This is a genomic window from Lutispora saccharofermentans (assembly GCF_024363565.1).
In the GTDB taxonomy this organism is placed as follows: domain Bacteria; phylum Bacillota; class Clostridia; order Lutisporales; family Lutisporaceae; genus Lutispora; species Lutispora saccharofermentans.
The window spans coordinates 100,884-123,844 of the sequence record NZ_JAJEKE010000001.1; the positions used below are offsets into that span (position 1 = coordinate 100,884).

The following is a 22,961-nucleotide window of genomic DNA, read 5'->3' on the forward strand; positions in this document are numbered from 1 at the left end:
GTTACTCCTCCCTGCCATTAAAAGATACTAATATAAATTTTCCTCTAAACACTTCAACACTTTTCACCTTTATGAATACCCAAACAAAATACTTATTGCCTCTCATCCTCATCACTTCAGCTTTTGCAATCAGCTTATCTCCGGCAAAAACAGGGTTCTTGTATTTTATATTGGCTACACCGATCAAAGCAACATTAGCATCGATCACAGCAATTGCAAGAGATTCTGCCTGAGCGAAAATATGGCTTCCTCTAACTACATTTGTTTTTTCAAAGGCCATAGAGTAATCTGTTTCAAGAATAGACATGCCATTCTTCCCCAGATTTAAATCCAATAGCTCTCCAATTATTTCCTTGTCAGCTATTGACTTTACTTTAAGATGGTTTTTCTCTGCAACATTTTTGATTCTCTCCCTCAGTTCAGGTATTCCCAATTCAAGTCGATCCAATCTAACGGTTTGAATGCTCACGCAAAAATTTTCCGACAGCTCTTCATCAGTTAAAAAGGGATCCTTTTGAATTATAGATAGAAGAGCTTTTTGTCTTTCCTTTTTTCCCAGCCCTTTTTTCATATGGTACCTCCTTATACTATCTATGTATAGTACCTGATACTAATATCAAGTATACATCATATTATTATATAAAAGCAATAATAAATTTTAAAAAAATATAACAGCGGGTACTCCGCTGTTATATTTATTGTTCGCCTACTTTTATAACCGTTCTATTTTTATAATACCCGCAGGATTTGCATACTCTATGGGGTAATTTTGGCTCGTGGCATTGAGGACATGCAACAAGTCCCGGTATATCAAGCTTCCAGTTAGCTCTTCTTTTATCTCTTCTGGATTTAGAGTGTCTTCTTTTCGGTAAACCCAATCTCAGCACCTCCTTAATTTTTCTCAAGAAAGCTGCTCAATATTTGCAGCCTGGGATCAATTTCATCAAGTACACAACCGCATTCATCAATATTTTTATTTTTACCGCACTTGGGACACAGCCCTTTACAGTCTGGTTTACAAAGTGGTTTCATGGTCATCTGGGAAGCAATTTCATCAATCACTATTTCATCCAATGATATTGTATCCCCTTTAAGCAGGTATGCATCTTCTTTTGAGTTCTCAAGGCTTTTAACAAAAACATAATCAGCATCGAAGTCAATCTTTTCATAATAATAAGTAAGACATCTGGAGCAAGTTCTCTCTATCTCAGTGCTTATGTTCATATCCAGCCGAATCTTGCCTTCATAATTAATCGCATAGCCTTTAATTTCTACAGGTTTAATGATGTTTATTTTTTCTCCATAAAATTCAATGCTGTTGCCTTGCATAGTTTCAAAAAAAGAAAACTGTTTTTTTACACCTTCATTTTTTAAAATATCCATTATATTTAGTTCCATTGAACCACCTCAGCTTAATTGACAAATTTTATTATACAAATCAAAGCATGTTTTGTCAAGAAAAAACGCTTTACAAATATAAACAGGCTTTTACTAAAGAATCTTTATCCATGAGGAAGCCAGCTCTCTCAGCATTTAAATAATGGCAGGTTCCCCTGCCATTATTTTAGCACTATAAAAAAGTATATATACCCTTTATTACTATCTTTAAGCAATAGACCGCTAAGACAAATTTTTATTCAGCTATAAGACTTTTTGTATCCCTTGCAATCATAAGCTCTTCATTGGTAGGTATCAGCAGAACCTTCACTTTTGAATTTGCTTTTGATACCTCGGCTTCTTTTCCTCTTACATTATTTTTCTCATTATCAATTTCAACTCCTAAAAATTCCAGCCCTTCGCAGACAGAAGCTCTCATCGAAGCTGAATTTTCTCCCAGTCCGGCAGTAAATACGATAGCATCTATTCCGCCCATAGCTGCAGCATAAGCTCCGATATATTTTCTTACCTTATATGCGAAAACCTTAAGGGCAAGATCAGCTCTCATATTTCCTTTTTCAGCCGCTTCTTCAATATCCCTGAAGTCACTGCTGACACCGGATATTCCTAAAACTCCTGATTTTTTATTCATAAGATTGTCTATGCCTGCTAAATCCAAATTTTCTTTTTCCATGACAAATTTAACAATAGCAGGGTCAATGTCACCGCATCTGGTTCCCATCGCTAAGCCCTCTAATGGAGTAAAGCCCATGCTTGTATCAACAGATTTGCCTTGCTTTACAGCAGCAACGCTGGCACCGTTTCCAAGGTGGCAAGTCACTATCTTGAGATCTTCAATATTTTTATTCAACATTGAAGCTGCTCTCTGAGCTACATACTTATGAGATGTGCCATGGAAACCATATCTTCTCACACCATATTTCTCATATAGCTCATAGGGCAATGCATAAATAAATGCCTCCTTCGGCATGGTCTGATGGAATGCAGTATCAAATACTCCCACCATTGGTACTCCAGGCATCAACTGCTGGCATGCCTCTATACCGATGATGTTTGGAGGATTATGCAAAGGTGCTAAATCTATACACCCTTTAAGAGCATTAACAACCTCTTCATTTATAACTACTGAAAAGGCAAATTTCTCGCCTGCATGGACTACTCTATGTCCAACAGCATTTATTTCATTCATATTCTTTATAACACCGTAATTCTCATCCATAAGGGCATCGATTACATGCTTTAATGCCTCTTTATGAGTCGGCATATATTCTTCAATTACAACTTTTTCTCCATTTGCCGGCTGGTGCTTCAATACCGATCCGGGTATCCCTATCCTTTCTACAAGACCTTTTGCTTCAACTTCTTCATTCTTCATATTAATCAACTGATATTTCAGCGAAGAGCTACCGCAGTTGACAACGAATATTTTCATTTTAAAACCTCCTACTTATTATGCTTAGCCTATATTCTTTTCTATATAAAACAATAATATCCTTCTTTTAGACAATAATAATTTTTAAATATGCAATTTTTGTGATAATATGTATATGTATTTTACCATATTTAGATTTTTTATCCGGGGAGAGGTACTATGAAGGTTGTCGGTATAGTTTCAGAGTATAACCCTTTTCATAATGGCCATAAATACCATTTAGATTTGTCAAAAAAAATATGCAGCGCAGAATACGCTGTCGCTGTTATGAGCGGAAATTTTCTTCAAAGAGGAGAGCCTGCTATTTTTGATAAATGGTCCAGGGCAAAAATGGCGGTTTTAGGCGGAGTTGATCTGGTCATAGAACTTCCTGTTGTATATTCATGTCAAACTGCGGAAATATTTGCTTTTGGTGCAATAAAAATTTTAAACTCACTGGGCATAATAGACTGCTTATGCTTTGGAAGTGAAAATGGTGATGTAGGAAAACTGTCTGAAATTGCGGTTGTACTGATGAATGAACCGAAAGAAATAAGAAATAAAATAAAGGATAATATGGCAAAGGGTATGACCTATCCAAAAGCTATGGGAGAAGCATACGAAGCAGCTTATGGAGATCTATTGTCTTACCCCAATAATGTGCTTGGTATAGAATATATTAAATCTCTGATAGGTTTAAATAGCTCAATAAAGCCCGTCACGGTAAAAAGAATAAGAAATAATTATAATGATACGGCTTTTACAGGTGCTATCTCCAGTGCCACAGCTATCAGAGAAGAATTGAGAGCAAGCGGTCTGACAGATCAAATACGATCATCAACGCCAAAAGCTTCATATGATATAATGCAGCAAAATCTGGGATACGGAAAAGGGCCTGTATTTTGGGAAGACTTTTCCAATATTTTATTGTATGAATTGAGGAAATCAAATCTTGAATATATCAAGGCCTTGCCTGAAATCAAAGAAGGTATTGAATACAGGTTAAAAAAAGCAGGCAGATCCTCTATAGATTTCGAGGATATTATTTCGGCTTTGAAGACAAAGCGTTATACAAGAACCTCTTTGCAAAGAACTCTCTGCCATATGCTTTTAAGCATAAAAAAAGAAGATGTAAGCTGTGCAAAGTCATCCGAAGCACCAATCTATATCAAAGTGCTGGCTTTCAATAAAAAAGGGAGAGAGCTGCTGAGGGAGATAAAAAGGCTATCCATATATCCAATAATAATCAAAGCGGCGGATTTTATACCTCAATCTCAGCATTTAAAAAGAATGTTCAGCCTGGATATGATGGCAACGGATATATACAGCCTGGCGTATAAGAATAAAAGCTGCAAAGAGGCCGGTGAAGATTATAAAACTTCTCCTTTGTATATTGAAGAATCATAGTATTTTTCTATAGCCTTATTTATCCGGGGGATAGCTTCTAATGCAGCTTTTTCTCCTTCCTCTATGCATAAATCGACTCTTGTAAAATCTAATGGATTGATATCTTTGATAATTGGATTAATAATAATATAATCAGCTTCCAATTTGTTCTCGACTATTGTATTCTCCATTGTCTCTATGCTCTGCATAATTATTTCAAACAAATTCCTGGGCTTTATATTGCTCTGGCCTTTGCCGACATCAACAGCAATTACTATGTCTGCGCCCATTTCTTTTGCCAGGGCTGCGGGCACTCTCTCTATTACTCCGCCATCTACAAGGATCATTTCGTCCATTTCAACCGGGCAAAATATTCCCGGTATGGATATGCTGGCTCTGACAGCCCTCCACAAAGGGCCTTGAGTAAAAACATGCCTTTTAGAATTTGTTAAGTCTGTCGCCACAATGCTTACGGGTTTTCCCAGTTCTTCAATATTCTTGTTTCTTGTCAAGATTTTAATGAATTCTTCTGCTTTTTTACCGGCTAATATTCCCTTTCTTGATACTGCAGGGTCCATCCATATATCAGCTTTCATATTTTTAGCCAGCTTTATCAATAAATCCAAATCAATATCACAAAGGTACAAAGCTCCTATCAAAGCACCTATGCTGCATCCTGCAATATAATCCGGCTTAATGCCATAGCTGTCCAAGGTCTTCAATACGCCTATATGAGCCAGACCTCTTGATGCTCCTGAGCCCAATGCCAAACCGATTTTAGGTTTTACAGTCATTCAAAATCAACTCCCGAACATTTCTATAAAATAATGAGTATAGTTATATTTTCCACTAATATAATATATTATCTTGTATAATATTTTAGGTGATTTTATGATCAAAAAATACTTATCTCTTTTTATAAATGCTTTGATATTTCTTTTCATCATATTCAGCATAATGATATTTCCGGAAGAAAGCTTCAAAGCGTCGCTGGAAGGTCTTAATCTATGGCTTAATATAGTTTGCCCTGCCCTTTTGCCCTTTTTTATATGTGTGGAGATATTGATCGGTTTAGGAGTGGTCAGCTTCATTGGCAGCATATTTAAGCCTCTGATGAGCATTGCATTCAATGTACCCGGAGAAGGAGCCTTTGCATTTGTGATGAGCATTGCTTCCGGGTACCCTGTAGGAGCAAAGATCATCGCCAGCCTGAGAATGAGTGATCAGTGCAGCAAAACGGAGGCTCAAAGAATGATAAGCCTATGCAGCACCTCAGGACCTCTATTTATAATAGGTGCTGTGTCCGTGGGCATCCTTAAAAGGCCGCAAGACGCTGCTTTATTATTGATCGCACATTATTTATCTGCAATAAGCTGTGGGTTTATGATGAGATTTTATAAAAAAAGTGAAAAGTCTAAAAAGGCTCTTCATATGACAAATCCCTTTAGAGAGTTGGTAAACTATAGAAAAACAGACAAAAGAAGCATAGGACAGTTGATGGGCGATTCCGTTAAGAACGGAGTAAATCTGATCTTGCTGGTGGGCGGCTATATAATTATTTTTTCTGTGATATCAAAAATAATAAAGGTTACAGGCATCTTAACCCTCATATCCGGGATTATCGATCTGATTCCTTTGATCGGCATAGACGGCAATCAGTATATACCGGTTGTGATTTCGGGGCTTTTAGAATTGACCAACGGAATAAAAGAATGTGCTCAGGCCTGTATGCCTGACCTGGCCAGAATTATTATGATCAGCTTTTTTATAGGCTTTGGAGGGCTTTCTGTCAATGCTCAGGTTTCAGGCATAATACAGGATACCGATATAAATTTTTTTATATACTTTTTAATGAAAATTCTTCAAGGAGTTCTGGCCGCCATTTATAGCCTTTTTCTAAGCAAGTTAGGCAATTTACCCGTATTCGGCGCACATTCACTATACTCAGGCTATAATTCGTTGACCTGGTATAATATAATAATTTTATCTATCAAAGCATTATCCTTTCTATCCCTGTTTATGGCTTTAATTTCATTTACAATATATATGATTGGATATTCCAGCAAATTAAAAAATAAGCTGAATTGACAGCTTATCTTTTAATCAGCTTTTATAATTCTTCAATTCTTCTCTATTAGCGCTAATAGTAGATAATACCTTCTCAACCTTAAGTGACAGCTCTGCCAGTATATCATCTGCATAGGCCCTTGCACCCAATCTGATTTTTTTAGCATCCTGCTGCGCAGCGTTTATGATGTCTTTTGCCTGTTCATTTGCGCGTTTTGTTACTTCGCTTTCATCTATCATGCTTTTTATCCTTCGGTCAGCTTCCTGTCTTAAAATCTCTGATTCTTTTTCTGCTTCTGCAAGAATTCTTTGTCTTTCTTCCTTGATCTTCTGAAGCCTCTCGTCACACTCTTTTCTAATACCTTCTGCTTCTTTTTTGGCTTCTATCAGTATTTTTTGCCTTTCTTCTTTAATCCATTGAGCCTGCTTCATCTCATCAGGAAGTTTGATCCTTATATCTTTTATTATCTCCAGCAGCTCTTCTTTATTAATCATTGCTTTTGAGGATAACGGCAAATTTGATGCCTTTTCAATTATGTCCTCCAAAGCATCTAATAAAAGTAAAACCTCCATAATACAACCCCCTACTTACAATTTTTTATGTAATTCCTTTTCTACAACCTCCGGTATCAAACCTCTCACACAGCCACCAAATTTAGCAACTTCCTTGATGAGACTTGAGCTTAGATATGAGTATTTGCTGCTCGTCATCATAAAAATTGTTTCTATCTCAGGATTAAGCTTTCTGTTCATCAATGCCATCTGAAATTCATATTCAAAATCCGATATGGCTCTTAATCCCTTTACTATGGTCTTGGCATCCTTTTCTTTCATAAATTCTATCAACAGCCCGCTGAAAGAATGTACTTCTACATTAGGGATGCCTTTGCAGCTAACCTCAATGAATTCCAATCTCTTTTCCACAGAAAACAATGATTTTTTATTATTATTGACGCCTACACCCACTATCAGTTTGTCAAACAGCTTAGATGCCCTTTCTATTATATCCAAGTGTCCATTTGTAACAGGGTCAAAACTTCCGGGATACACTCCTATCTTCATGTTTATTACTCTCCATTCTCCTTTTTTGCAACATATAGTGACAAACGAACATTACCATATTTTTTTTCCTTAAACATGCTAAATATACCTTCCGCCTCAGGCATTAATTCCTTAGCTTCATGTTCAATAACAATGATTCCATCCTTCTTAAGCAAATCCCCCGCCTGAATTTTTCTTACTGCTTCCAAGGCTATGCCTGCTTTATAGGGAGGATCGATAAATATGATGTCAAATTTTCTTCCTTGATTGGAAAGCTTGTCAATAGCCAAAGCGTAATCATTGCATATGACTTCAGTTTCTCCTATTATATCGGTCTTTTTAAGGTTATTTTTCAATACTTTTATACTCTCGGAATCTACATCAACAAAAACAACTTCCTTTGCGCCTCTGCTGTAAGCTTCTATACCGACACCACCGCTCCCGGAAAATAAATCTAAAAAGCTGGAATCAATGACCATATCTCCTAAGATGCTGAACAATGCTTCCCTTACCCTGTCCGAAGTAGGTCTTATGGAACCGGTATCTATCCTATCCAATTTTCTTCCTTTCAGCTCTCCAGCTATTATCCTCAATAATAAACCTCCTAACTAAACGACAATTATATTTTAACACAAAGCCTATTTTTAGACAAAATATGATTTTATTATCTGTATAAAAAATATTATAATGCAAAATCTATAGCTAGGGATATTAGTAAAACACTATATTTCCCCATAGAGCTCTTCCTTCAATTTCTCCTCTCCCTATACTGGTGATTTATCACCAGTATTTTATTTTAATTTAATCTGTTGTGCTACTCTGAAAACTTTGCTCTCCCTAGTCACTGAGTAAAGTTTTCAGAGTAGCACAACGAGTTAATTTGCTTAAATGTAAATCTAAAAGGAACCTTTTCAACTAGTCAATTCAATGCAATCTTTTCAATTATTTTATCAAACTCATCGTTTAAATATTTGACCAACTTATGGTATATAGCTTCTTTAATCCCATTATCCTTATATAAATATTCTATGGCTTCCTTTGAGGCCTTTATAATATCATAATCTTTTGATAAATCTACCAGGCGAAACTCTTCTAAACCATGCTGCCTGGTACCCAGAATTTCACCGCTGCCTCTTGTTTCCAGATCTTTTTTTGCGATTAAAAAACCGTCATTAGTTTTAGTCATAAAGCTAAGCCTGTCTCTGACAGCCTCACTATTTGAATCTGATATCAATATGCAATAAGATTGATGCTCTCCCCTGCCAACTCTTCCTCTAAGCTGATGAAGCTGGGCAAGGCCAAATCTTTCTGCATTTTCTATCAACATTATTGTAGCATTAGGCACATTTATCCCAACCTCAATAACAGTCGTTGAAACGATGATCTGCGTTTTACCATTTTTAAAGCTAAGCATTGCTCTATCCTTTTCTTCGTTCTTCATTTTACCATAGACCAATCCTATATTGTACTCCTTGAAATAGCTATTTTTAATATTCTCACAGTACTCCTTTGCCGAATTTAATTCCAGCTTTTCCGACTCTTCTACCAAGGGGCATACTATATATGCCTGGCGGCCTTCTCCAATAAGCTTTTTTACAAAATTATAAAGCCTGTCTCTCTTATCCGAGCTTATAAAATAGGTTTCTATCTTTTTTCTGTTTGGAGGAAGCTCGTCTATCACAGAAATATCAAGATCTCCGTAAAGAACAAGAGAAAGGGTTCTGGGTATGGGAGTGGCGCTCATGACCAGCATATCAGGATTTGAGCCTTTTGACTGCAATATAGCTCTTTGTCTTACACCAAATCTATGCTGTTCATCGGTTATAACTAAGCCTAGCTTATTAAAATCCACACCTTCACTTAATACGGCATGTGTGCCGATTATTATATCTATCTTTCCTTCCTTGATATTCTCTAAAACTTCTTTTTTACAGGCTGATCTCATACTGCCCGTTATGAGCTCTATTTTTATATTTTCGCCCCCGGGGCTGATATAATCTCTTATGGTTTCAAAATGCTGCACTGCCAGAATCTCTGTAGGTGCCATCAAAACTCCCTGGTAGCCGCTTTTAACACAATTAAGCAATGCTAAGAAGGCAATAACCGTCTTGCCGGAACCCACATCCCCCTGAATCAGCCTATTCATGGCTGAAGGTTTTCCCATGTCCGCCAGCACTTCTTCCAGTACCCTGCTTTGGGCTGAAGTAAGTGAATAAGGAAGCTTTGATTCAAAGGCCTTGGCGTCTTCTTTAGCTTTAAACTCAATGCCTTCCTCCCCAATAGCCGTTCTGTTTCTCATTCTTAGAAGGTATGACTGGAAAAAGAACACTTCCTGAAATTTTAATCTGCGCTGAGCCATTTCAAGGCTTTTCAATGAATCAGGAAAATGGATATTCCTTATTGAAAAATTTATCTCCGACAGCTTGAATCTTTTTCTAAATTCTGCCGGGAACACCTCTTCCATCTTATTATCCACCAGCTCCAAAGCTCCATAAACAGCTTTTCTGATTTCCTTTTGGCTCAAGCCTTCAGTAAGGCCGTATTCCGGCACTATCCTGAGAGTATTTATATTATTTCCAACAGACTTTTCATACTCCGGACACTCCATCGATACCATGTTATTTATTAAGCTTGTTCTCCCTGAAAAGACAGCTTTATCACCTTGCTTAAACATATTTTTAGCAAAGCGGTTATTATAGAATACGATCGCAAGGGAGCCTGTACCATCCGAAACAATGAATCTTGTTATCAAAAGCCCCCGCTTGCTTCTGGATTCAGAAGCTCTTGATTCTACTATACCCGTTACATTGAAATAACCTCCGGGCGCCGCATCCTTTATTCTGGTAATTATGCTCTTATCTTTGTATCCCTTAGGGAAATAGTATATCAGATCCTGGATCATGTTTATTCCCAACCGCGACAACATCCTTGCTTTAGAGCTTCCTATTCCCTTTAGTACCTGAACGCTCTCATTCAATACATCCATCTCGACACCTCGTCATATGTCTTCAATTCATATAAAATGCGTAAATCTTCTTCAATTTACGCATTTTATAATCAAATATTTATTCCACCGATAAAATATAATAATACAATGGCTGTCCCCCATAGTGCATTTCCACATCGCAATCAGGATAACGCTGCATCAATTCCTGTTCCAGCTTTGATGCAGCCTCTTCTCCAATATCATTTCCATAGTAAAGCGTTATCAAAGAAGCATCTTCATCTACCATAGCATCCATTACTTTATATATTACTTCAATGAGCTCTTCACCAACGGCACCTATCTTCCCTTCCATTATGCCCAGGAAGTTGCCTTCTTCAATATCCACTCCATCAAAATTTGAGTCTCTGACTGCATAAGTAATAAGACCTGTTTTTACATCACCTATAGCTTTAGATATCTTTTTTTCATTGTCCTCAGGAGATTTTTCCTGATCCAATGTCATCAAAGCGCTTATCCCTTGAGGGATAGATTTTGTCGGTGCTACTATTATATTTTTATTTGACAGTGATTTAGCTTGATTTGCAGCCAATATTATATTTCCGTTATTAGGTAATATTATTATATTTTCTGCCCTTATTCTATCAACGCTTTTCAATATATCTTCCGTACTGGGGTTCATTGTTTGTCCGCCTTCAATTATTTCATTTGCTCCAAGGTCTCTAAAAATGCTTGATATGCCGGAGCCCATTGCTACAGCAACTACCCCATATTTTTTTATCTCCTGATTTTCCTCTCTGTCTTCTTCACTTATCAACAGTTCCTCATGCTGTTCCCGCATGTTATCAATCTTTATTTTTGATAAAAAGCCAAGTTGAAGTGCTTTCTCAATTATAACTCCTGGATTATTTGTATGAATATGAACCTTGATCAGATTTTCATCTCCTACCACTACAATTGAATCTCCGATCTCAGTAATTTTCTTCTTGAATTCTTCCGGATCCAAATCCTTGCCCTTTATAAAAAACTCAGTGCAATAACCATATATAATATCATCATATACAGGTTTAGCAGCCTGTTCCGGTTCTTCTTCCATAGCTTCTGAGAGCTGAATAATATTTTCTGAAATAAGATATTGATGCATACCCTTTAAAATATATACTAATCCCTTTCCTCCCGCATCAACAACACCCGCCTGCTTCAGTATAGGAAGCATATCTGGAGTGCGGTTTAAGGTCTCATCAGCCTTTTCTATCACTTTACCAAGAAAATCAGTAGCATTGGGCGTATTTTTTGCTATTTTTATGCCGTATTCTGCACTTTCTCTTATCACTGTCAGTATAGTCCCTTCTGTCGGTTTCATAACTGCCTTATAAGCCGTATTTGAGCCCTCCGTAAGCGCATTAGCTAAAGCTGACGCATCTATCTCATTGACGTTTTTTAAAGCTTTTGCAAATCCTCTGAATATTTGAGACAATATTACTCCTGAATTGCCTCTTGCTCCCATCAAAGACCCGTTGGCAACAGAATCGGCTATGGCACTGACTTCCAATTCTTTGGACTTATTGATTTCCTTTACCGCCGAGTTCATCGTTAAAGACATATTTGTACCGGTGTCTCCATCCGGCACGGGAAAAACATTCAGTGAATTTACCAAGCTTTTATTGTTTTCAAGGTTATTAGCACCTGATATTATCATATTTCTAAGATGCAAGCCTTGAATTAAATCTATATGTATATCTGACAAAATTCGAACCTCCTTAATAGAGCTATACTCTAACTCCCTGCACATTAATATTGACTCGTTTTACTTTTAAGCCTGTTAGATTTTCCAGAGAATATTTTACTTTGCTGATAATGTTATCTGCTACAACCGATATTCTAGTCCCAAATTCAACAATAATATATAAATCTATAATTATTTCCTCTCCATCAGAGGAAACCTTAACTCCCTTGCTTAGGTTTTCTCTTTTCAGCAGTTCTACTATGCCGTCTTTAGCACTTTTCGAAGCCATGCCGACTATTCCGTAGCATTCAGTAGTAGCTAATCCTGCTAAGGACGCCAAAACATCGTCAGATATATTTATTTCACCAAAATCTGTTTTCATTTTACCTGGCATTATATCGCCTCCCACTTTTTAAGTATATTTTATATTATATAATTATATTCTTCAACAAATAATATGTTAATAACAAATAACCGGCTTTCGAAGCAAATATTTTATTCATATTATTGCCTTTAGTATAACATATGTGTTAAAATAATAGTGTTTTATTTGAAAGTTAATCTGCCGAAGGAGGTGTGCATATATGGCAAGACAATGTGAAGTTTGTGGAAAGGGTATGCTGTCAGGTAATCAAATAAGCCACTCAAACAGACACAGCAGAAGAGTTTGGCTTCCTAACATTAGAACTGTAAGGGCTTTGGTAAACGGTGTTCCAAAGAGGATTCAAGTTTGTACAAGATGCTTAAGATCCGGTAAAGTGAATAGAGCTATATAGCACAAAAGCGCGGCATCGCGCTTTTTAAAATGCATAGAAAAGTCTAAATTCCCTCAATATACACTTTCCTGTGCATTTCAAGAAAGGCTTCATCAGTTCAAAGCATCGGATGGAAGCCTTTCTTAATTTTTATACAGGTAAATCCCGACATAAATCAATGCGATAGCAGAAAGCATTATCCAACCTATAAGGGGCATTGTTACAGCCAGCAAAACTCCAAGACCTATAGAAAAAATCAAGAGTCCTATCACTTTCTTTTTCTTATAGCTCAAAACATTGTCCCTCCTCATCTACCCAAAAAGAGAATTATACACTAAGTAACATATTGAGGCAATAAGTACTGTAATAACCGTGTACCAGGCCCAAGAAGGCAATACCCTGATCAAAATCGTTCCTGCTAATACAATGCACATGACGCCTGCAAATTTCCTATAGGAATATCCCATATTGACTCCCCCAAAAAAATAACCTCTATACTTATATAATACTCGTATAGAGGTCCGATTGTTACTCAATCTTTTGATTTTATAACCAATAAATAGCCTTTTTCTATTTTTATTTCTACGCTTTCTTGACCAAATACATTGCTCGTTCCATATGGATCACCAATCTCCATAACAGCTTCATCCAATTCATACCTGGCCCCGCAAACCTTTATACCTTCTACCCGCGGTGTTAGCGGAAGAAGGGAAAACAGCTCTCCGGGCTTACCTCTTATAGTTATTTTGTCATTTATCAAGTAAATTTCGTTCTGCTTATCTGCAATATACATCTTTATATTCTTATCCAGTCCCAGCTTTAGCAAGGAAATATTGGCCAGAGTATGATCCAGCCTGCTGCCGGTTACGCCTAACAGCACAATCTCACTGGAAAAATCAAGGGCTTTCAGAATACATATATGGCTATCTGTTTTATCTTTATCCCTCGGATATTCCTGTATCTTAACTCCCATTTTCTTATAATGCTCTAGATAAAAGCCATTTGTGGAATCAAAATCTCCAATGATCAGATCCGGGCATATGCCCATTTTATATGCGTGTCTTGTGCCGCCATCGGCACATATTATATAATCCGCATCTTTAATAATATCCATGCTATATTCATAATCTGTGACTTGTCCATTACAGATTATTGCGGTCTTCATTATTCAACCTCATCTGCCTTTTTCATGAGCCAAATTGTCTCTTTTATACTATCCGAATTAAATATTGCTGAGCCCGAAACTATAATTTCAGCTCCGCAATCGCACACTTTTTTAATATTGTCCAGCCCAATTCCTCCGTCCACTTGGATGGGTATATGTCTATTCTTTTCACTAAGATATTTTCTTGTCAAGGAAATTTTATCGTAAATGGCCGGAATAAACTTTTGCCCCCCGAAGCCTGGGTTGACCGACATAATCAATACCATGTCCAGATCATCCAAAAGATGCTCAAGAACTGAAATCGGTGTTGCTGGATTTAAAGCTAAGCCGGTCTTCACTCCCTCATTTCTTATCATCTGAAGCAGCCTGTGCAAATGCTTCGATGCTTCAGCATGTACGGTTATTATCTGAACTCCGGCCAATGCAAAATCTTTTATATACTGTTCCGGATTGTCAATCATCAAATGCACATCAAAAACCAGATCAGTCACTTTTCGCAGACTTTTAACAACGGGTGCTCCTATAGTTATGTTAGGGACAAAATGACCATCCATAACATCGATATGAAGCATATCGGCTCCGGCCTCTTCAACAGTTTTAACATCCAAAGACATATTGGCAAAATCAGCAGACAGTATGGATGGCGCAACTTTTATCAATTTAATACCTCCTATTTTTCATTAATTCACACAGGATTTGTATATAATGTTCATATCTTATGGAATTGATGTTTCCTTCATCAACAGCCTGTTTTACCCTACATTCAGGTTCTTTATAATGCCTGCAGGATGGAAATCGGCAATTTAAATACTTTTGGAATTCCGGAAACAGATACTGAAGCTCAGCTTCATCAATATCTACTAAATCAAAGGCAGTAAAGCCGGGTGTATCAACGACCATACCTCCAAAAGCAAGCTTGATCAACTCTGCATGTCTGGTTGTATGAGTGCCTCTTTCGGTTTTACGGCTCAAATCACCGATTTTTAAATACAAACCCGGATTGATAGAGTTTAGCAGCGAGGATTTCCCGGCACCTGAAGGCCCTGCAAAAACAGATATATTGCCCCTCAACCTTTCTTTCAGTTCAAGAATTCCGATTTCATGCTTAGCGCTGGTGCAAATAAAATCATAGGGAATACTTCTTAACATAGCCTTTATAGGTTCTGTTTCATTCTCTTCATCCAGATCAATTTTATTTATACAAACAACAATTTTCAGCCCTACATATTCTCCATATACCATAAATTTTTGCAGCAAGCTGATATTTATATCAGGCTTTTTTGCGGCGAATACAATTATAACCTGATCGATATTAGCGACCATCGGCCTTTGCAGCTGATTCTTTCTTTCATGGATATTAATAACATAGCCCTGCTTCGTCCTGTCGTCGACTTCAATATCCACCCAGTCTCCTACCATCGGGACTATATGATCTTTTCTGAATCTGCCTCGAGCCCTGCATTCAAATATATGCTCGTCTGCATCCACATAATAAAAGCCGCCAATGCCTTTTGTAATAATGCCTGATATCATAGACATCCTCCACTAGAAGTTATATACTGCGCTATCATGAAAACTGTTATTTATATACACTTCAAATTTAACTTCACCTTTACCGCTTATTTCTATCCTCAAAGGACTGTCAGAAGCCGAATGGGTATTTTCATAGATCAAGGTGCTCTTATCCCCTTCAATTTTAAATATGGTCACTTTCATCCTATCCAAATTTTTCGGCAATTCGACATTCAGATACTTTTTTATAGGTTTCTCTTCAGGCCCTTTGCTCACCACGAAATCCACCACGCTTTTTTTGCTCACTTCCGTACCGGCCTTCGGGGTTTGGTTTATAACAACGCCCTTAGGAACATCATCGTTGAATTCAGGAGTTTCATTTCCCAAAATTAAATCTAATACGATTAGCTGCTTTTTAACGTCTTCAATATTTGAACCTATGAAATTCGTCATAAAAAACTTCTCCGGTCCGCCGCTTATGACATAATCTATCTTCGTACCCTCATCAACCTCGGTACCTTCAAGAATACTTTGTCTTATAACTATTCCGCTGGGATATGGGCTGTATTCCTGTGAAGGCTCTCCTTCTTCCAGTCCAACGCTTTCTAACAATATATCCACCTCATCATAATTCTTCCCGACGAGAGCGGGCACCGGAACCTTTTTCGGCCCTTTGCTCAAAACAACTCTGACTGGATTCGTAACCTTGTTTGATGTTTCAGGCTTTGGATCCTGCCTCACTATATGCCCTTCAGGAACATCTTTATTGAAGACCCTCTCTTCGACTACTTCCATGACAAAGCCTAAGGCTTCTAACTCTTTTCGTGCTTCTTCCTCACTATCTCCGATAACATTCGGTACATTTTCTATCTTAACATTAAATATGCTGTTCACTATTAAATAGCCGCCAAAAATAAGCAAAGCAAGAAATAGACCTGACAAGATTGCAATCACAGTGATTTTTTTACTGCTCCTGGGTTGAATCTTTTTCTCCTCCGGTTTACTTTCGACAGTCAGCTTCTCCTCAACATCAATATGCTTAATAGGCTCAATAACTTTTGTATTTTCATCTACATCCTTTTTCTTTTTTACGAAATCACCGTTAGGCATGATAAGGGATTGTTTAAGATCGGCAATAATTTCTCCTACATTGCTGTATCTTTTAGACACATCCTTCTCCATTGCTTTCATGATTATGTCTTCAAGACTTTTGGGAATCCTATTATTTATTTCCCTTGGGTTTACAGCTTCCTCCTGAATATGCTTCAGGGCCACTGATATCGGTGTTTCTCCTTCGAAGGGAAGCCTTCCTGTTACCAGTTCATACATTACTACTCCCAAGGAATAAATATCTGATTTTTCATCAGTATACCCTCCCCGGGCCTGCTCCGGTGAAAAATAATGCACAGATCCTATTATATTGCCTGTATTGGTTATGGTGCAGGAGGATACGGCCCTGGCAATTCCAAAATCGGTAACCTTTACAGTATTATCATCCTTTATCATTATATTATGTGATTTTATATCTCTATGAACGATATGATTCATATGAGCATGTTCCAAAGCCGCAGCAATCTGAAGCGCTATATTTGTAGCATATTCAACGCCCAAAGCCCCTTTAGACTTTATCAATTCCTTTAAAGTCTGACCTTTTATATATTCCATGACTATATAGTATATGTCGTCTTCCATCCCCACATCATAAATCCCTACAATATTAGGATGAGATAAACTGGCCGCTGATTGGGATTCTCTTTTGAATTTTTTTACAAATTCTTCATCTCCCGTAAACTCGGATCTCAATATCTTAACTGCTACGAATCTATTCAACAAGCGGCATTTAGCTTTATAGACGAGAGCCATGCCTCCGCCGCCAATTTTCTCCAATATTTCATATCTGCCTCCAAGGACCTTACCTATCATTATCTTCACCTCCAAGTTCAACTTCAATAACAATCACTGTTACATTATCAAGGCCTCCATTGAGATTAGCCTTGTCGACAAGTTCATGGCAAACAGATTGAATTTCCCTTTCGGAGGTTGCTGTGCTCAATATTTCATCATCTGATAACATATTTGATAAACCATCGGTACACATTAGAATGAAATCCCCATTTTCTATAGCAATCTTTTTTACATCGACCTCTATGGTCCTGGAGGTTCCCAGAGCTCTGGTTATCAGATTTTTCTGGGGATGATGGTTCGCCTCTTCCGGTTTGATGGTTCCATTTTTTATTAACTCTGCTACGTAAGAATGATCCTCTGTAACCTTTGACAGGCACCCGTTTTTTATTATATACATCCTGCTGTCTCCCACATGCCCTATTATCAAATTGTTTTCTACAATCAGGGCAAGTGTCAACGTAGTCCCCATGCCTAAACGTTCTTTATTCTTCATAGAGCTATTATAAATGCACTTGTTAGCAAATAAAAAGGCTTCTCTTACTAAATTCTCATAGTCCTCTATTCCATAGCCAACAGAATTCTTTATGGCTTTTTTTAAAAAACCCTTCACTTCAGTAACCGCCATTGTGCTGGCCACTTCACCTGCATTATGTCCGCCCATACCATCTGCTATCATGCAAATATATGGTTTGCTGTACTCGTATTTTTCTTGGCAGTAAAAAGAATCTTCATTTATTTTTCTGACCAAACCAACATGAGTAGCACCAAATGACCTCATTAAAACACCTCTATTTCTGGTTGGAATAGGATTATTAACAAATTTGCTTAAAACATTTATTTTCGACACAATATGCAAAAACCCTTTAATTTTATTATAATACCATTATACGATGGCATAAAGCCTCAATAGTATATTAATCTCAGCAATATTTTATCGGGCAATATAATTTTTTCTCAATTGACCGCATGCGCCCTGAATATCTGTTCCTAATTCCCTTCTTAACGTAACTTGAAGTCCATTGTCTTCTATTATTTTTTTGAATTCTTCCACTCTCTCATGCCCTGACCTGATATGTGCTTTCCCGGACACCGGATTTATCGGTATCAGATTTATATGGCAAAGCTTTCCCCTTAGCAGCTTGACGAGAGCATCAGCATCATTCGCACCGTCATTTACATCTTTTATCAGCGCGTACTCAAACGTTATCCTTCTATTAGTTTTGCTTATATAGTAATCACAAGCTTTTATCAGCTCAGATATATTGTACTTCCTGTTTATAGGCATCAGCATGCTCCTAACCTCATCTATAGCGCTATGCAATGATACAGCCAAGGTGCACTGCAGGTTTTCATCTGCAAAGCCATATATCCTCGGTACTAAACCGGAAGTAGATATGGTTATATGTCTCATCCCTATATTTATTCCGTCTTTACTGTTAATAATATTTAAGAATTTCATCAATTCATCATAATTATCAAAAGGTTCACCTATACCCATGATCACAATATTGGAAATCACAATTTTCCTTTCCCGCGCAGCTGCCATGACTTCTTCAACCATTTCACCGGCACTCAGGCTTCTCACTAAGCCGCCTTCTGTTGAGGCACAGAAGCTGCATTGCATCCTGCAGCCAACCTGGCTTGATATGCAAATGGAATAGCCATGCTTATATTCCATCAAGACACATTCTACCGCATTTTTATCATGAAGCCCAAGCAAATATTTTATTGTACCGTCCTTGGATTGCTGCTTATCAATCAATATCGCCCTTCCGATATAAAAATTCTCCTCCAAAAACTCAATGATATCGCCGGGCAAATTTTTCATATCCTTAAAGCTTGCCACATCTTTGTATATCCATTTAAATATCTGTACTCCCCTGAATCTCGGGTATCCGTTTTTTATCATCATTCCTTCCAGTTCTTTAACAGTGAAGTTTTTTATGTCAGATTTGTCCATTATTTCCCACTCCATCATCTTTTTATCAACCTCGCAATAAAAAAGCCATCCGTATTATGAATATGCGGGAAGAGTTCTAAATAACCTTCCTTAGCATCAGGGGCATATAAATTTTGAGGTATCAGGTTTTCTATATTATCTAAATAAAAACCGTCATTGGCGGCCAGAAATTTTTTTACTATTTCAATATTTTCATTTTTATTCAGAGTACAAGTGCTGTATATCAAAGCTCCTCCCTTTTTTACATATAGGGAAGCACTTTTAAGTATTTCATATTGAATATTTGAAAGACTGTCCAAGTCATCGGGCTTTTTCTTCCATCTCAGATCAGGCTTTCTCCTGAGCAAGCCGAGCCCGCTGCAAGGAGCATCCACCAAAACACCGTCAGCAACTCCTATATAAGCCTTGTCTATGCTCAGTGCATCAAACAACTGAGTTTTAACAATATTTATGCCTAACCTGCTGCAAGCCTTATTTATCAAATCCAGTTTGTGCTGATGTATATCCCTTGCGATTATTAAGCCTTTATTATCCATCAACTCAGCCATATGGGCAGCTTTTCCTCCGGGCGCACTGCAAACATCAATTATCAATGAACCGGATTCTGGGTTCATGACCTTGCTTACCAGCATAGAGCTCTCATCCTGGACTGAAAAAAAACCTTTATTAAAAATTTCTAAGCTTTCAATAGAGGATGTTCCTCTCACGCTTACAGCCTCTTCGTTGTATAAACCCTCAGAACATGCAATGCCGTGACCTTCAAGATCATCAATGACCTCCTGCTTATTTGTCTTAAGCTTATTAATCCTTATTGTTAGGGGAGGCACATCATTATTGCTTTTCATCAATTCTTCGGTGAATTTATCTTCAAAGTCCTTTAGCCATTTTTCTACCAGCCAGGCTGGGTGAGAATATTTAACAGATAAGTATTCTGCCAATTTACCTTTATCCGGATATCCAATCGTCTCTTTATTCCTCACAATATTTCTTAGCAAGCCATTTACGAACTTGGATGATCCTATATTCCCATATTTCTTGGCTAACTCCACGCTCTCATTGCAAACTGCCGAGTCAGGAATTTTATCCAAAAACATTATTTGATAGACCCCGCACCTTAGAATATTTTTTATATTGGCAGATATTTTTTCTTCTTTAATATTTGAAAACTTGCTCAGCACCCAATCGATATAGATCATATTTCTCAATGTACCGTTTACTATTTCCGTTACCAGGGCCTTATCTAGCTTTTCCAAGCCGGAGCTGTTCAATTTTTTTCTTATCTCAATGTTTGAATAAGCCCCTCTGCTGATAACCTTGCTCAAAATCAAATAGGCTTCTTCCCGGGCCCAGCTTTTATCCATATGATGCACTCCTTATCTAAGAACCTGTTCAGCATCTTCTTGTACCTTATCTTTTGGCAGTTTTTCCGCCATACTGCGTTAAATTTTCTTGGAATACCACCGGTATTACTGCGAAAATTTGCCTTGTCTGATGAAAAATCTGCTCAAAATCTCAGCCACCCGCAGATACTAAACAGGTTCTAAAAGACTGATAGCAATGCTATCAGTCCCTTCTCCCTCTTATAAGCAAAAGTCTTAATAATTGCAGTACAGCAGTAAGCGTAGCAGCTACATAAGTAAGTGCTGCAGCGGATAGGACCTTCTTCGCACCATAGACTTCGCCGCTTCCAACAAGTCCATAGTCCTCTAATGCAATTATTGCTCTTTTGCTGGCATTATATTCAACAGGCAAAGTCACTATTTGAAATAATACCACTGCACTGAAAAGATATATCCCCAGGGTAAATAGATTCATCATCCCTAATGCCAGTGCTATTATGATCAAGAACCAGGATGCCTGTGAGCCTATGGAGGCAATTGGGGCAATCGTATTTCTCAAAGTGAGAGGCGCATAGCTTTCGCTATGCTGTATTGCATGGCCACATTCATGGGCAGCCACTCCCGCCGAAGCCAGTGAAGCTCCATTGTAAACCTCCTGGGATAATCTGAGCACTTTAGTCCTTGGATCATAGTGATCTGTCAAATGTCCTCTGGTCTGTTCAATGGGAACATTGTAAAGACCATTTGCATCCAGGATTCTTCTTGCGATTTCATAGCCTGTATAGCCATTGCTGTTTCTGACCCTTAGAAACTTATTGAATGTCGATGAAATCTTTGTTTGGGCATAAAAGGCAAAAGCCATAGCCGGAATTAGCAATATAAATGTAGGATCGTAATATCCGTATCCGTAAAACATAACCATTCCTCCTAACCAATAGAGATGTTATTTTCTATGCTGTGGCCTCTCAAGTAGTCCTCAACTTTCATCCTCTTCTGGTTTTCAAACTGAATTTCAGAGATAGATAAAAAGCCTTTGCCGCAGCTGATGACTATGCTATCCTTGTTTACTTCAACAATTTTGCCCCAAGCAGTGTTAAGCCTTTCAGCATCAACAGGCTTTGAGGCATATATTTTAAACATTTTATCATCATAATAAGAAAAGGCGCCTGGCCAGGGATATGTGCCCCTTATCAGGTCATAAATTTTCTTGCAATCCCATGACCAATCAATCTTGCCCATATCTTTTGTAAGAATTGGCGCATATGTGGCCTCTTCGTGATTCTGCTTCGTCCTTATAGAACATCCGGATAATATATCGTCTATGGTCTTAAGCAAAACTTCTGCACCGACTATGGAGAGTTCATCATGCAGCTCTTTTGCATTTGTATCTTTCCCAATCCTGACTTCTTTTCTTGCAAGCATATCGCCCGTATCAAGGCCTATATCCATATACATCGTCGTTATGCCGGTGGCTTCATCTCCATTGATTATACTCCAGTTTATAGGAGCTGCTCCCCTGAGCTTCGGCAATAATGAAGCATGGACATTGATGCAGCCGAAAGCAGGTATATCAAGAATTTCTTTGGATAATATCTGCCCAAAAGCCACTACAATTATTATATCAGGCTTAATATCTGTAAGGAATTTTACAAACTCAGGGCTTTTTATCTTTTGCGGCTGATGCACCTCCAGCCCCATTTCCAGTGCGGCTGCCTTTACCGGAGGGGCTGCAAGCTTATTTCCCCTCCCTTTGGGCCTGTCAGGCTGTGCCACCACAGAGCATATATCATATCCCTTATCATATAATGCTTTTAAACTGGGCACCGCAAAATCGGGTGTGCCCATAAATACTATTCTCATATCATTCTCTTCCTTGTTCTTTTATCGTTATAGCTTTATCCGTAAATAATATCCCATTCAGATGATCTATCTCATGGCAAAGAGCAACGGCTAATAAGTCTTCCCCGGTAATCTCAAAGGTCTCTCCCTTTCTGTTCTGAGCTCTGACAATCACCTTCTCAGGTCTTTTTACAATACCTGATTTTCCGGGAATGCTCAGGCAGCCTTCTTCTTTGCACTGCTCACCTTTTTCATATACTACTACGGGGTTTATGAGTTCTATCAAACCATCCCCCACATCAATGACAACCACTCTTCTCAGAATCCCCACCTGAGGAGCTGCCAAACCCACTCCCTCGGCTGCCTTCATAGTTTCAGCCATGTCATCCAGGAGAGTAGTAATCCTATCATCTATATTATCTACTTTTTTTGAAATTTTTCTTAATATTTCATCTGAATCTTTTCTTATCTCTCTAATAGCCATCATATTCCTCCTACAAATATCCTTAGCA

General features: G+C 37.9%; 25 protein-coding genes. 3 read left to right on the top strand and 22 right to left on the bottom strand.

Annotated features, from left to right (window positions below):
• Nucleotide 1: 1 nt before the first annotated feature.
• The 4 genes from fapR to LJD61_RS00560 all read right to left on the bottom strand — a co-directional run bounded on the left by fapR (nt 2) and on the right by LJD61_RS00560 (nt 2,830).
• Complete coding sequence (fapR, locus tag LJD61_RS00545; protein ID WP_255225551.1) at nt 2-571, bottom strand: transcription factor FapR; 570 nt, start codon at nt 569-571, stop codon at nt 2-4.
• Nucleotides 572-695: 124 nt separating this feature from the next.
• Nucleotides 696-878 carry a 50S ribosomal protein L32 gene (rpmF, locus tag LJD61_RS00550; RefSeq protein ID WP_255225552.1) on the bottom strand — a complete coding sequence of 61 codons (183 nt, stop codon included), beginning with the start codon at nt 876-878 and terminating at the stop codon, nt 696-698.
• Nucleotides 879-891: 13 nt separating this feature from the next.
• Nucleotides 892-1,398 carry a YceD family protein gene (locus LJD61_RS00555; protein WP_255225553.1) on the bottom strand — a complete coding sequence of 169 codons (507 nt, stop codon included), beginning with the start codon at nt 1,396-1,398 and terminating at the stop codon, nt 892-894.
• A gap of 235 nt (nt 1,399-1,633) precedes the next feature.
• A complete protein-coding gene (locus LJD61_RS00560; RefSeq protein WP_255225554.1) occupies nt 1,634-2,830 on the bottom strand; it encodes an acetate/propionate family kinase in 1,197 nt (398 codons plus the stop codon).
• Between the two features lie 159 nt (nt 2,831-2,989).
• Here LJD61_RS00560 and LJD61_RS00565 point away from each other — a divergent pair, with 159 nt between their 5' ends.
• Nucleotides 2,990-4,216 (top strand): nucleotidyltransferase, encoded by a 1,227-nt coding sequence (locus LJD61_RS00565; RefSeq protein WP_255225555.1) that lies wholly within the window; start codon nt 2,990-2,992, stop codon nt 4,214-4,216.
• On the opposite strand, the gene LJD61_RS00570 is transcribed toward LJD61_RS00565, so the two are convergent.
• The gene (locus LJD61_RS00570) at nt 4,180-4,989 is read right to left on the bottom strand and encodes a patatin-like phospholipase family protein (RefSeq protein WP_255225556.1); all 810 of its coding nucleotides are present in this window, start codon (nt 4,987-4,989) and stop codon (nt 4,180-4,182) included. The genes LJD61_RS00565 and LJD61_RS00570 overlap by 37 nt on opposite strands.
• A 97-nt stretch (nt 4,990-5,086) precedes the next feature.
• Between LJD61_RS00570 and ylbJ the strand changes: the two genes are divergently transcribed.
• Nucleotides 5,087-6,283, top strand: coding sequence for a sporulation integral membrane protein YlbJ (gene ylbJ, locus LJD61_RS00575; RefSeq protein WP_255225557.1), 1,197 nt, complete (start codon nt 5,087-5,089; stop codon nt 6,281-6,283).
• A 15-nt stretch (nt 6,284-6,298) separates the two neighbouring features.
• On the opposite strand, the gene LJD61_RS00580 is transcribed toward ylbJ, so the two are convergent.
• From LJD61_RS00580 to LJD61_RS00605, 6 genes are all read right to left on the bottom strand, one after another.
• A complete protein-coding gene (locus LJD61_RS00580) occupies nt 6,299-6,835 on the bottom strand; it encodes an SPFH domain-containing protein (RefSeq protein ID WP_255225558.1) in 537 nt (178 codons plus the stop codon).
• Between the two features lie 15 nt (nt 6,836-6,850).
• A complete protein-coding gene (gene coaD, locus LJD61_RS00585; protein ID WP_255225559.1) occupies nt 6,851-7,324 on the bottom strand; it encodes a pantetheine-phosphate adenylyltransferase in 474 nt (157 codons plus the stop codon).
• A 5-nt stretch (nt 7,325-7,329) separates the two neighbouring features.
• Complete coding sequence (rsmD, locus tag LJD61_RS00590) at nt 7,330-7,896, bottom strand: 16S rRNA (guanine(966)-N(2))-methyltransferase RsmD (protein WP_255225560.1); 567 nt, start codon at nt 7,894-7,896, stop codon at nt 7,330-7,332.
• Nucleotides 7,897-8,222: 326 nt separating this feature from the next.
• The gene (gene recG / locus LJD61_RS00595) at nt 8,223-10,289 is read right to left on the bottom strand and encodes an ATP-dependent DNA helicase RecG (RefSeq protein ID WP_255225561.1); all 2,067 of its coding nucleotides are present in this window, start codon (nt 10,287-10,289) and stop codon (nt 8,223-8,225) included.
• Nucleotides 10,290-10,368: 79 nt separating this feature from the next.
• Nucleotides 10,369-11,946 carry a DAK2 domain-containing protein gene (locus tag LJD61_RS00600; RefSeq protein WP_255225991.1) on the bottom strand — a complete coding sequence of 526 codons (1,578 nt, stop codon included), beginning with the start codon at nt 11,944-11,946 and terminating at the stop codon, nt 10,369-10,371.
• A gap of 70 nt (nt 11,947-12,016) precedes the next feature.
• Nucleotides 12,017-12,367, bottom strand: a complete 351-nt coding sequence (locus LJD61_RS00605; RefSeq protein WP_255225562.1) for an Asp23/Gls24 family envelope stress response protein — start codon at nt 12,365-12,367, stop codon at nt 12,017-12,019.
• A 190-nt stretch (nt 12,368-12,557) separates the two neighbouring features.
• Here LJD61_RS00605 and rpmB point away from each other — a divergent pair, with 190 nt between their 5' ends.
• Nucleotides 12,558-12,749, top strand: coding sequence for a 50S ribosomal protein L28 (rpmB, locus tag LJD61_RS00610; RefSeq protein ID WP_255225563.1), 192 nt, complete (start codon nt 12,558-12,560; stop codon nt 12,747-12,749).
• Between the two features lie 122 nt (nt 12,750-12,871).
• Here the strand turns inward: rpmB and LJD61_RS00615 are convergent, their stop codons facing one another.
• The 11 genes from LJD61_RS00615 to def form a co-directional block, all read right to left on the bottom strand.
• Nucleotides 12,872-13,021 (bottom strand): hypothetical protein, encoded by a 150-nt coding sequence (locus LJD61_RS00615; protein WP_255225564.1) that lies wholly within the window; start codon nt 13,019-13,021, stop codon nt 12,872-12,874.
• A 239-nt stretch (nt 13,022-13,260) separates the two neighbouring features.
• Nucleotides 13,261-13,893, bottom strand: coding sequence for a thiamine diphosphokinase (locus LJD61_RS00620; protein WP_255225565.1), 633 nt, complete (start codon nt 13,891-13,893; stop codon nt 13,261-13,263).
• Nucleotides 13,893-14,552, bottom strand: a complete 660-nt coding sequence (gene rpe, locus LJD61_RS00625; protein WP_255225566.1) for a ribulose-phosphate 3-epimerase — start codon at nt 14,550-14,552, stop codon at nt 13,893-13,895. Before rpe ends, LJD61_RS00620 begins: the two co-directional genes overlap by 1 nt.
• Before the next feature lies 1 nt (nt 14,553).
• Nucleotides 14,554-15,423, bottom strand: coding sequence for a ribosome small subunit-dependent GTPase A (gene rsgA, locus LJD61_RS00630; RefSeq protein ID WP_255225992.1), 870 nt, complete (start codon nt 15,421-15,423; stop codon nt 14,554-14,556).
• A gap of 15 nt (nt 15,424-15,438) precedes the next feature.
• Nucleotides 15,439-17,328, bottom strand: a complete 1,890-nt coding sequence (gene pknB / locus LJD61_RS00635) for a Stk1 family PASTA domain-containing Ser/Thr kinase (RefSeq protein WP_255225567.1) — start codon at nt 17,326-17,328, stop codon at nt 15,439-15,441.
• Entirely contained in the window at nt 17,318-18,088 is a 771-nt protein-coding gene (locus tag LJD61_RS00640; protein WP_255225568.1) for a Stp1/IreP family PP2C-type Ser/Thr phosphatase, read from the bottom strand. Before LJD61_RS00640 ends, pknB begins: the two co-directional genes overlap by 11 nt.
• Before the next feature lie 153 nt (nt 18,089-18,241).
• Entirely contained in the window at nt 18,242-19,270 is a 1,029-nt protein-coding gene (gene rlmN, locus LJD61_RS00645) for a 23S rRNA (adenine(2503)-C(2))-methyltransferase RlmN (RefSeq protein ID WP_255225569.1), read from the bottom strand.
• A gap of 14 nt (nt 19,271-19,284) precedes the next feature.
• Nucleotides 19,285-20,631, bottom strand: a complete 1,347-nt coding sequence (gene rsmB / locus LJD61_RS00650) for a 16S rRNA (cytosine(967)-C(5))-methyltransferase RsmB (protein ID WP_255225570.1) — start codon at nt 20,629-20,631, stop codon at nt 19,285-19,287.
• Nucleotides 20,632-20,833: 202 nt separating this feature from the next.
• Nucleotides 20,834-21,526, bottom strand: coding sequence for a zinc metallopeptidase (locus LJD61_RS00655; RefSeq protein ID WP_255225571.1), 693 nt, complete (start codon nt 21,524-21,526; stop codon nt 20,834-20,836).
• 11 nt (nt 21,527-21,537) lie between these two features.
• A complete protein-coding gene (fmt, locus tag LJD61_RS00660) occupies nt 21,538-22,470 on the bottom strand; it encodes a methionyl-tRNA formyltransferase (protein WP_255225572.1) in 933 nt (310 codons plus the stop codon).
• A gap of 1 nt (nt 22,471) precedes the next feature.
• On the bottom strand, nt 22,472-22,933 hold the full coding sequence (gene def / locus LJD61_RS00665; RefSeq protein WP_255225573.1) for a peptide deformylase: 462 nt from the start codon (nt 22,931-22,933) through the stop codon (nt 22,472-22,474).
• Nucleotides 22,934-22,961 lie beyond the last annotated feature (28 nt).